Here is a 9,766-nt window from a genome sequence, read left to right on the forward strand (position 1 = left end):
GCGGACCCAGCTCGCGGATGCTGCCGGTGGTCCTGGCCTGCGGGTCGAGCTGGGCGCTGACCAGGAAGCGCGCGTCGGCCGGCAGGCTCTCGGCGACCTCGGTGGGCAGGTCGAAGACTGCCTCGCGCACTTCGGGCCGGGCCAGGGTGACCACCGCCTGGCCGGCGCTGACCACTTGCCCGGCCTCGGCGTGCCAGGTGGTAATGACGCCGTCGAAATCGGTCACCAGGCGCGTGTAGGAAAGCTGGTCCCTGGCCTGCTGCACCGCCGCTTTGGCCTGGTCGAAGCTGGCCTGGCTGGTCTTCAGGCGGGTCCGCGCATCGTCCAGGCGCGCCTGGGCGGTGACGCTGCGGGCGAACAGTTCTTCCTGGCGCCGGGCATTGGCCTGGGCGTCGATCAACTGCGCCTCGGCGCTGGCCAGGTCGCCCTGGCTGGCGCGCAACTGGTTCTGCTGGTCGGTGGGGTCGAGGGTTGCCAGCAGCGCGCCCTTGCCGACGAAGTCACCGACGTCGAACAGGCGCGAGGCGATCCGTCCGTTGGTGCGGAAGCCGAGCACGCTCTCGTAGCGCGCCTGGATGCTCCCGGCGAAGCGACCGAGGTCGTCGTTCTTCAGGGTCTTCACGGTCACCGTCAGCACCGGCCGCGGCGGTGCCGGCGGCGGCTCGTCGCCGCAGCCGGAGAGGAGCAGGGCGAAGCCGAACAGGCCGGCGAGGGAAAACGGCTTCATGGCTGGCCTCCGCCCACGGCGTCGCGGCTGGCGGTGCTCTGGGTCGGCTGCGGCGGCTGGGCCACCTCGACCACCTGGCCCGGATGGAGCAGTTGGCCGCCCACCGTGACCACTGTCTGGCCCGCCTCCAGGCCACCGTCGATGACCACCTTCTCGCTGGCGTAGCGTGCCACCCGCACCGGTTGCAGACGCGCCTTGCTTTGCTGATCGAGCAACCAGACCGCCGGCTGCTCGCCGACCTTGGACAGCGCCGACCAGGGCAGCACCACGCTGTGCGCGGCCGGCGCGGCGACGCTGGCGTTGACCACGCTGCCGAGGCTCATTTCCGCCGGCACCGAGTCGAGGCCGACCTTGACCTTCAGCGTACCGCTGCGCTCGTCCACCGTCGGGGTGATCTCGCGGACCTTGCCGCTGGCGGTGACTTCCGGCTTGCCGAGCAGGCTGACGGTGATCCGCTGGCCGTCGACATCGTGGCTGAACAACGACTCGTAGACGTTGAACACCGCGTCGCGCTCGCCGTCGCGGGCCAGGGTGAAGATCGGCACGGTGGCCTGCACCACCTGGCCGACCTCGGCCTGGCGGGCGGTGATGACCCCGGCGTCGGAGGCACGCAGCTCGGTATAGGAAAGCAGGTCGCGGGCGTTGGCCAACTGCGCCTGGGCGGCCTTCAGCGAACTCTGCGCGCTGCGCACCGAGGCCAGCGCCTGGTCGTACTCGCTCTGGCTGGTGTAGCCCTTGGGCAGCAGCGCCTTCTGCCGCTGGTAGTTGAGGTCGGCGAGCTTCGACTGCGCCTGCTGCGCGGCGACCGCCGCCTGGGCGTTCTCCACGTTGCTGCGCTGGTCCTGCGGGTCGAGCCGCGCCAGCACCTGGCCAGCCGCGACGTGGTCGCCGACATCGACCAGGCGCTCGACGATCTTGCCGCCGACACGGAACGACTGGTCGGCCTGTACCCGTGCCTGGATGTCGCCGGTGATCGAGGTGGCCGAGGCGAACTCGGCCATCTTCACCGTCTGCGCCAGCACACGGACGTGTTCCTCGGCGGGCGGCTCGGCGCCGCAACCGACAAGCAGGCTGGCGCACAGGATGGCGGGCAGCGCCATCCGCGACCAGCGACCTTTGGAATGAAAAGCGCCTCTGGCGTCTGACATGCCTTCCCCTTCGCGATCCATACAGATACCGGCCGATACGGCCGGAAACTCCCAGAATTGGCAGGGATTCTAGCCGCGTCCCCAAGGATTGCGACTATCAGATGGAAGCGGGGGTTCCTTTTCCAAACTTGTGGAGGGGATCGCCTCCGGCGTCAGGTGAACAGGCGCGCGCTCAGCTCGCGGCTGGCCTCCAGCAGCAACGGCAGGAAGCGACTTTCCAGTTCGGCGCGGGAGACCCGCCCGGCATGGGTGCCGACGTTCAGCGCGGCGAGCACATGGCCGGCGGAGTCGCGTACCGGCACCGCCAGCGAGCGCAGGCCGACTTCCAGCTCCTGGTCGACGATGCACCAGCCCTGGCGACGAATCTCCACCAGGCACGGCAGCAGGGTCTCGGGGGTATACAGGGTACGGCTGGTCTTGGCCTGCATCTCCACTCCGCCGAAGTAGGCGTGCAGCGCGTCGTCGTCCAGCGCGGCGAGGAGGATGCGGCCCATCGAGGTGCAATAGGCGGGCAGCCGGCTGCCGACGTTGAGGTCCACCGAAATCAGCAGCTGGGGAGTGGCCGAACGGGCGATGTAGAGCACGTCGTCGCCCTCCAGGGTGGCCATCGAACAGGCTTCGTGGAGCTGTTCGCTGAGGCGGTCGAGGATCGGCTGCGCAGTGATCGCCAGCGGCGTCGACGACAGGTAGGCGTGACCGAGGGTGAGCACCTTCGGCAACAGCGAGTAGGTGCGCCCGTCGGTGGTGGCGTAGCCAAGCTGCATCAGCGTGTGCAGGCAGCGACGCACGGCGGCGCGGGGTATCTCGGTGCGGTGGCTGATCTGGGCGATGGTCAGGTGCCGCTTGCGCTCCTGGAACGCATGGATCACCGCCAGGCCACGGGCCAGCGAGGTCATGAAGTTGGGATCGCCGGTGAAGGCCTCGATGCGCTTGGCTGGCGAAAGGACGGTCGGCGGCGCCAGGGTGGCGGGGTGTTCCGGGAGTTCGCTCATGGACGTTCGGGCTCGGGTCACGGAAAGGCTCACCGATTATCGGACACTCGTTCGATCATCGCAATTGACCGGAGCGCCTCCGACTGTAGTACTGTCGGGGCTACCCATCACCCTCCGGGAGTAATGTCAGGTACCCATCGGCGGGTTCTGGGTACGCCCTTGCCGCTCCGGCAAGGGCGCCCTTCCTTCCCGCGCGTCCCGCGCGATCGATGCGCCTAGAAGTCGAAGAACACCGTCTCGTTGTCGCCCTGGATGCGGATGTCGAAACGGTAGGCGAGCTGTCCGTCCACTTCGCAGCGCCGCGCGAGCAGGGTGTCGCGACGCGGCGCCTGCTCGATCAGGTTGAGCACCGGACAGGCGGCGTTGGCCTCGGCCTCGTCATCGAAGTACAGCCGGGTCTGCAAGTGGATGTTGATGCCGCGGGCGAACAGCGAGACGTTGATGTGCGGCGCCATCGGCACGCCCTGGGCGTTACGCACCACCCCCGGCTTGACCGTGTGCAGGGTCCACTCGCCGGCATCGAAGGTGGTGGCGGTGCGGCCGAAGCTGTTGAACGGTCGCTCCGGATCGTAGCGCTCCTGGTAGCGGCCTTCGCTGTCGGCCTGCCAGAACTCCAGGAACGAGTCGCGCACCAGGTGGCCGTTGCCGTCGTAGACGTGGCCGAGCAGGAGGATGTGCTGGCCCGGCGCGCCTTCGCGGGCCATGCGGTTCCAGATCTCCAGGTCGCGGGTCGGGTTGCCGGCGGCGGCCAGCGCCAGGCCGATGTGGACGTAGGGACCGGCGGTCTGGGAAGGGGTTTCCCGCAGCAGTTCGTGGCTCATGGTCGGCTCCTCAGGCGTTCTCGAAGAAGGTCTTGCGCTGCCCGCGCAGGACGATGTCGAAGCGGTAGGCCAGGCAATCCATCGGGTTGGCCATGCTCATGTCGAGCCGGCCGATCAGGCTCTGCGCCGCCTCCGGGTCGGCAAGGGTGCGGATGATCGGGCACTTGGGGATCAGCGGGTCGCCCTCGAAGTACATCTGGGTGACCAGCCGCGCGGCGATCGCCGGGCCGCTGACGGACACGTGGATGTGCGCCGGGCGCCAGTCGTTGGGGCCGTTGCGCCAGGGATAGGGCCCGGGCTTGATGGTGCGGAAGTAATAGTGGCCCTCGCTGTCGGTGAGGGTCCGGCCGACGCCGCCGAAGTTCGGGTCGAGCGGCGCCAGGTAGCGGTCGTTCTTGTGCCGGTAGCGCCCGCCGGCGTTGGCCTGCCACATCTCCACCAGGGTGTGCGGGACCGGCTTGCCGTACTGGTCGAAGACCCGGCCGAACATGATGATGCGCTCGCCCTGGGGCAGGCCGCCGTGGTCGAAGTTGAGCAGCAGGTCGTTGTCGTGGCGGCCGAGCCTGAGGTGGGAGAAGTCCGGCCCGCTGGTTTCCGAGAGCGATTGCGGGATGCTCACCAGCGCCTGGCTCGGCGAGCGCGGCACGGAGGTCTTGTAGTCGGGGGTCAAGGCTTTGGGGTGCCAGTTTCGGTCACGGATGACGAAACGACGGCTTTCGGCGTCGTGCATGTCGGGCTCCTGTTATTCGCGTTATCGGTCGCCAGGCTTGTGGATTCAGGCATGGAAAACGAAGTCTTGCGCAGGAGACGGGACGGGGACAGTGAATTATCCGGCCCTATACATAACCATTTGGTTATGCTTCATCAGTGCAACTCGGCGGCCACCTCGCGCAACACCGCGCTGAACCATTGCGCCCCCAGTGGCAACGGCAAGGCCGCGTTGTGGCACAGCCCGACCGAACCGCCCGGTTCGCGGATACCCAGGTCCAGCTCGGCCAGCTCGCCATTGCCGACGTCCAGGCGCACGGCATCGCGCGGCGCCACCCAGATCGCCTCGCTGCGCAACACATAGCTGCGGCTGAGGGTCGGCGAGAGGGTTTCCAGGCGCTGTCCGGCGAGCGGGATGCCCCATTGCACGAACAGGCTGTCGGCGTGGCGGCGGATGGTGGTGCCGGCCAGCGGCAGCACCAGCGGGAATTCGGCCAGCCGCTGCGGGTCGCCGAGGGGCGCGGCGAGCAAGGGGTGGCCGGGACGCACCACCAGCATCATCGACTCGCTGTACAGGTGCTCGAAGGTCAGGCCCTGGATGTCCGGGCTATCGGTCATCCGCCCGACCACTAGGTCCAGCTCGCCGACCTTCAGTTGCGCCAGCAGGTAGGCGCTGGGTCCGGTGGCGACGCTGACCACCAGCGCGCCGTGGCGCCGGTGCAGGCGCCGGATCACCTCGGGCACCACCAGGCTCTCCACCGTCGACAGCACGCCGACCCGCACCGTCTCGACCTGCGCCTCGTGGCCGCGCAGGGTGTTCACCCCGTCGCGCAGGGCCTGCACGCAGGGGCCGGCATAGCGCAGGAAGGTCACCCCCGCCTCGGTCAGCTCGGCGCCGGCCTTGCTCCGTTCGAACAGCCGCGCGCCGAGGATTTCCTCCAGTTCCTTGAGGGTCTTGGAGATCGCCGGCTGCGACACCGCCACGGCGTCCGCCGCCTTGGCGAAGCTGCGCTGGCGGGCGACTTCGAGGAAGCAGGCGAGGTGGCGGAACTTGATGCGGTTGTCGAGGTTCATGGGGTGGCCGTGGCGGCGAGTGGTGCGGGCATGGTACCCAACGGGCAGGTTGGGGACGAGGTGGCGTGCGATGAGATCGCGCCCAGGCGCTGCTCCGCGTCCTTCTCCCTGAAGGGAGAAGGCACTGGATGGACCATCGTCGAACGGAACGATTCACCGATCCTGCGCCGGGCAGCACCGCGGCGGCCCTTCTCCCTGCCGGGCCAGAGGGCGGGAGAGGCCTCCCATCGTCCAGGAGGACGCCAGGAACCCCGCCAGGAGCGAGCGCCGACTCAGAACTCCACCGTCGTCGACAGCTGGAACTGCCGGGGCTCGCCCATCGCCACGTACAGTCGATTGGCACTGGACGGGTAGTAGGTGCGGTCGAACAGGTTCTTCACGTTGAGCTGGAACTTCACGCCGTGTCCGCCGAAGCGGGTGTCGTAGCTAGCAAAGGCATCGGCCACGGTGTAAGACGGCAGGTCGAAGGAATTGGCCGGGTCGCCCGGGCGCTTGCCGACGTAGCGCGCGCCGCCGCCCAGGCGCAGGCGGTCGCCGCCGAAGAGCTGGCCGAGTTCGTAGACCGCCGACAGCGACGCGGTGTTGCGCGCCACGTTCTGCAGGCGCTTGCCCTCCAGGGTCGGGTCCTCGGTGACTTCCGCGGCGAGCCAGGCGTAGCTGCCGATCAGGCTCCAGCGTTCGCTGAGCTGGCCGGTGAGGTCCAGCTCCAGGCCGCGCGAGCGGACCCGGCCGGCGGCGCGCACGCTGCTGTTGCCGGCACCGTCCAGTTCGTTGACCAGCACGTTCTTCTTGCGGATGTCGAACAGCGCCAGGGTGCCGCTGAGACGCCCCGGCACATCCAGCTTGGCGCCCAGCTCCCAGGAGGTCGCCTCCTCCGGCAGGATCGCCGAATCGATGGTCTCGCCGGTGCTCAGCGGGGCGATGGTCGAGTTCGGCTTGAACGAGCGCGTGTAGCTGCCGTACAGCGAAACCTCGTCGCTCAGGCGGTAGACCAGGCCGCCGCGCGGCACCCATTTCTGCCCGTTGATATCGGTGTTGGCGTTGAACGGCCGGCCGCGCCCGGCGAGCTGGTCGTAGATCTGGTAGCGCGCGCCGCCGACCAGGATCCAGCGTTCGTCCAGGTGGATCGAGTCCTGGAAATACAGCGAGTCGCTGCGCAGCTTGTCGGTCTGGTCGCTGTCGCCGGCGACCACCCGGGTCGACGGCACCACCTGGCCATAGACCGGGTCGAGGTAGTCGAAGCGGCTGGTCTTGCTGTCGCGCAGCAGGTCGGCGCGGAAGATCTTGCGCTTCTCGTGGTCCATGCCGAATTGCAGGTCATGTTGCATCCCGGCCAGTTGCAGCGTTCCGCTCAGGCCGAGGGTGGCGAAGCTGTCGCTGCTGACCGCGCCGTGGGTGCCGTCCATGCGCCGGGTCAGGGTGCCGTCGGCGTTCACGGCCATCACCCGGGCCTGGTTGTCGTCGTAGGTCTCGCGACTGTAGCCGTAGCCGAAGTGGGCCTTCCAGGTGTCGTCGAGCTGCCGTTCGAGATCCAGGCGGGTCAGCTCGGAACGGCCTTCGGTGATGTTGAAGGGCTCGTCCAGGCGCCGGCTGCGCGGGATGTCCAGCGGGCGGTTGGTACGCGGGTCGATGGCCGTGCCACGGTCGAACGGCGTGGTGAACTCGCGGTGCTCGTAGCTCAGGTTGACCGTCGTGTCCTCGCCGTACCAGGCCAGCGAGGGCGCCACCAGCGTCTCGCGGCTCTTGCCGAAGTCGCGCCAGTAATCCTCGTCCTCATGATCGAGGATCATCCGGTAGGCCAGTCCGCTGTCGCCCAGCGGGCCGGTGGAGTCGAGCTGGCCGCCGCTGCCGTTGCGCCCGTGGGCGTAGGCCGAGCCACGCAGGGTCAGGGCGTTGGCTTGTTGCAGTTGCGGCTTCTTGCTCACCACGTTGACCACCCCGCCCGGGTCCTGGATGCCATAGAGCAGGGATGCAGGCCCCTTCAGCACCTCGACGTGGTCGGCGGTGGCGGTGAAATTGCGGCCCTGCACCGAGGGCATGCCGTCACGCATGATCGAGCCGTCGCGGTTGTCGCCGAAGCCGCGTTTCATCACCGCGTCCTGGGTACCGCCGAGGGTGTTGGCCTGGGTGATGCCGCTGATGTTGCCCAGCGCGTCGTCAAGGTTGCGCGGGCGCTGGTCCTGCAGCGCCTGTGCCGGGACCACGCTGATCGCCTGGGGGATTTCCAGTAGCGGCGCATCGCCGCGACTGATCGAGGCGTTGGCCGCCGGCCGGTAGCCCTGCGCCGGGGCGGCGGCGGACACCGTCGTGGCATCGAGGTCGAGCGCGCCGCTGGCGGGGATCGGTTCCAGGGTCAGGGTGCGCTCGTCGATCCGCCGCGCGCGCAGGCCGCTGCCCTGCAGCAGGCGTGGCAGCGCCTCCTCCGCGTCCAGCGAACCGTGCAATGCCGGGGCGGTCGCCTGCGGCGGCAGCTCGGCGGTGTAGAGCAGCGTCTGCCCGCTGGCCCGGCTGAACGCGTTGAGCGCCTGGGCCAGCGGCGCGGCAGCCTGGCTGAAGCGGTAGCGAACCGCCTCGGCGGCCTGCGCGGTGGCGGCGAGACAGCCGAGGCTGAGGAACAGGGCGGGGAGAGTAAGCAGGGCGAAGCGCGGGAAGGGGGTCATGGGTTGCTCGTGTCGGTCGCTTTTCTAATGCGAATCAATCGCGGTCATGAGCACTACACGAAGCGGCGCCGGATTTACCTCACCCCCCAGCGCAAAAAAATTCTTCGCCGGGAAAGATTCCTGCGGCCAAACGGACCGGGGCCGCCGTCAGCGAATCACCACCAGGCGTCCGAACAGGATCTGCTGGCGATAGCCGAGCACCGCCTGCAGCGACTTCAGCGCGGCTTCGGGATCGTCGCTGCGGAAGCTGCCGCTGACCGGCTGGCGGCCGAGCGCGTCGTCGAGCAGGAGAATGCGTCCGGGGTAGTAGCGAGCGAGTTCGTCGAGCACTTCCGCCAGCGGCCGCCGGTAGAAGCTCAGCCAGCCCTGGCGCCAGGCCAGCGCGGCGGCGGCGTCGATGGCCACGGGCCGGCCCAGCCTGCCGTCGGCGAAGCCGACCTGCTGGCCGGCGCCCAGCACTTCCTCGGCGGCGCCCGCGCCCGTGCCGGCGCTCACCGCGACCCGCCCTTGCAGCACGGTGACGCGGGTCTCCCCGGCGCCGCGACGGACCTCGAACTCGGTGCCCAGTACCCGCGCCCGGCCTTCGCCGGCCTCGACCACGAATGGCAGCGTGTCGCGCTTCACCCGCAACGCGGCGGCGCCGCGTAGCAGTTCGACCCGCCGCTGGCCGCCGTCGATACGCACGCGCACCGCGCTGCCGGCGTCCAGGCTCAGGTAGGAGCCATCGGCCAGCTTCCATTCGGCGACCTGTCCCGGCGCGGCGACATAGTCGGCACGCCAGTCCTGCAGCCAGTCGCCGGGCTGCCACCAGCCGCCCAGCCAGAGCATCGCCAGCAGGCAGGCGACGCTGGCCAGCGGGTAGGCCCAGCGCCGCGGGTTGCGCGACGCTCGGCGCGGCCGCAGGTAGGCTTCCAGGGCATCGGCCTCTTCGATGGCCAGGCGGCTCGCCGGTATTTCCGTCAGGCGCCAGAGCGCCTCGGCGCGAGCATAGGCCTCGGCATGCGCCGGCCGCTGCGCCAGCCAGTCCTCGAAGGCCCGCCGGGTCGCCGCATCCGGCGTACCGCGCAGGCGCACCAGCCAGGCCTGGGCGGTCTGCTCGAGGACGGGATCGTAGGGCGCGGCGTCGCTATCGGGTCGGGTCATGGCTGGGCGCTCCTTGCCTGCTCGCCGGCCGGGCCGGCCAGGCTCGCCTTGCAGGCGTCGAGGGCGCGCATCATATGTTTTTCCACGGCGCTTTGGGAAAGCTGCATGGCCTGGGCGATCTCCGCGTAGGTGCGGCCGTGGATGCGATTGAGCAGGAAAATCCGCCGGGTCCGCTCGGGCAGGCCGCGCAAGGCGGCCTCGACCCGGCGCCACTGGTCGCCGGCCTCGAGCGCCTGCTCGGGACCGACCGGCTCGCCCTGGCGCTGCTCCGGCAGCCAGTCGTCCAGTTGCCGCTGCCGCGATCCTTCGCCACGCAAGTGATCGATGGCCAGGTTGCGCGCGCTGCGCAGGAGGTAGCTGCCAAGCTCCTCCACCGGGGCGGCCGGGCGCCGCCAGAAGCGCAGGAACAGTTCCTGGACCAGGTCGGCGGCGGTCGCCCGGCAGCCGACCCAGCGGCTGACCAGGCTTTCCATGCGCTGGCGCTGGGCCAGGA

Annotated in this window: 9 protein-coding genes; all 9 read right to left on the minus strand. The window is 69.4% G+C overall.

Translation table 11 applies throughout. From position 1 onward, the window contains the following. Positions 1 to 727: triclosan efflux RND transporter adaptor protein TriB (triB, locus tag FFS27_RS21825; RefSeq protein WP_137952208.1), on the minus strand; the 727-nt coding region annotated here is incomplete at its 3' end. Beyond that, on the minus strand, positions 724 to 1,875 hold the full coding sequence (triA, locus tag FFS27_RS21830) for a triclosan efflux RND transporter adaptor protein TriA (RefSeq protein WP_073665457.1): 1,152 nt from the start codon (positions 1,873 to 1,875) through the stop codon (positions 724 to 726). The genes triA and triB, both read right to left, overlap by 4 nt. 152 nt (positions 1,876 to 2,027) lie before the next feature. Continuing rightward, entirely contained in the window at positions 2,028 to 2,867 is an 840-nt protein-coding gene (locus FFS27_RS21835; protein WP_137952209.1) for an IclR family transcriptional regulator domain-containing protein, read from the minus strand. Positions 2,868 to 3,082: 215 nt separating this feature from the next. After that, positions 3,083 to 3,688, minus strand: coding sequence for a protocatechuate 3,4-dioxygenase subunit alpha (pcaG, locus tag FFS27_RS21845; protein WP_003111471.1), 606 nt, complete (start codon positions 3,686 to 3,688; stop codon positions 3,083 to 3,085). Positions 3,689 to 3,698: 10 nt separating this feature from the next. Further along, a complete protein-coding gene (pcaH, locus tag FFS27_RS21850; protein ID WP_003102187.1) occupies positions 3,699 to 4,418 on the minus strand; it encodes a protocatechuate 3,4-dioxygenase subunit beta in 720 nt (239 codons plus the stop codon). Positions 4,419 to 4,552: 134 nt separating this feature from the next. Continuing rightward, positions 4,553 to 5,470 (minus strand): pca operon transcription factor PcaQ, encoded by a 918-nt coding sequence (gene pcaQ / locus FFS27_RS21855; RefSeq protein WP_009314968.1) that lies wholly within the window; start codon positions 5,468 to 5,470, stop codon positions 4,553 to 4,555. A 272-nt stretch (positions 5,471 to 5,742) separates the two neighbouring features. Continuing rightward, positions 5,743 to 8,130 (minus strand): TonB-dependent siderophore receptor, encoded by a 2,388-nt coding sequence (locus tag FFS27_RS21860; RefSeq protein WP_137952210.1) that lies wholly within the window; start codon positions 8,128 to 8,130, stop codon positions 5,743 to 5,745. 147 nt (positions 8,131 to 8,277) lie between these two features. Continuing rightward, positions 8,278 to 9,273, minus strand: a complete 996-nt coding sequence (locus FFS27_RS21865) for a FecR family protein (protein WP_009877356.1) — start codon at positions 9,271 to 9,273, stop codon at positions 8,278 to 8,280. Further along, entirely contained in the window at positions 9,270 to 9,764 is a 495-nt protein-coding gene (locus tag FFS27_RS21870) for an RNA polymerase sigma factor (protein ID WP_078464657.1), read from the minus strand. The genes FFS27_RS21865 and FFS27_RS21870 overlap by 4 nt, the downstream gene beginning before the upstream one ends. Positions 9,765 to 9,766: the final 2 nt, after the last annotated feature.

This window comes from Pseudomonas sp. 2VD (genome assembly GCF_005503585.1).
Lineage (GTDB): Bacteria > Pseudomonadota > Gammaproteobacteria > Pseudomonadales > Pseudomonadaceae > Pseudomonas > Pseudomonas aeruginosa.

Excerpts from the sequence above, each read along its gene's own strand:
- triA (WP_073665457.1), bottom strand. The coding sequence starts at position 1,875 with ATGTCAGACGCCAGAGGCGCTTTTCATTCCAAAGGTCGCTGGTCGCGG.
- FFS27_RS21835 (WP_137952209.1), bottom strand. The coding sequence starts at position 2,867 with ATGAGCGAACTCCCGGAACACCCCGCCACCCTGGCGCCGCCGACCGTC.
- pcaG (WP_003111471.1), bottom strand. The coding sequence starts at position 3,688 with ATGAGCCACGAACTGCTGCGGGAAACCCCTTCCCAGACCGCCGGTCCC.
- pcaH (WP_003102187.1), bottom strand. The coding sequence starts at position 4,418 with ATGCACGACGCCGAAAGCCGTCGTTTCGTCATCCGTGACCGAAACTGG.
- pcaQ (WP_009314968.1), bottom strand. The coding sequence starts at position 5,470 with ATGAACCTCGACAACCGCATCAAGTTCCGCCACCTCGCCTGCTTCCTC.
- FFS27_RS21860 (WP_137952210.1), bottom strand. The coding sequence starts at position 8,130 with ATGACCCCCTTCCCGCGCTTCGCCCTGCTTACTCTCCCCGCCCTGTTC.
- FFS27_RS21865 (WP_009877356.1), bottom strand. The coding sequence starts at position 9,273 with ATGACCCGACCCGATAGCGACGCCGCGCCCTACGATCCCGTCCTCGAG.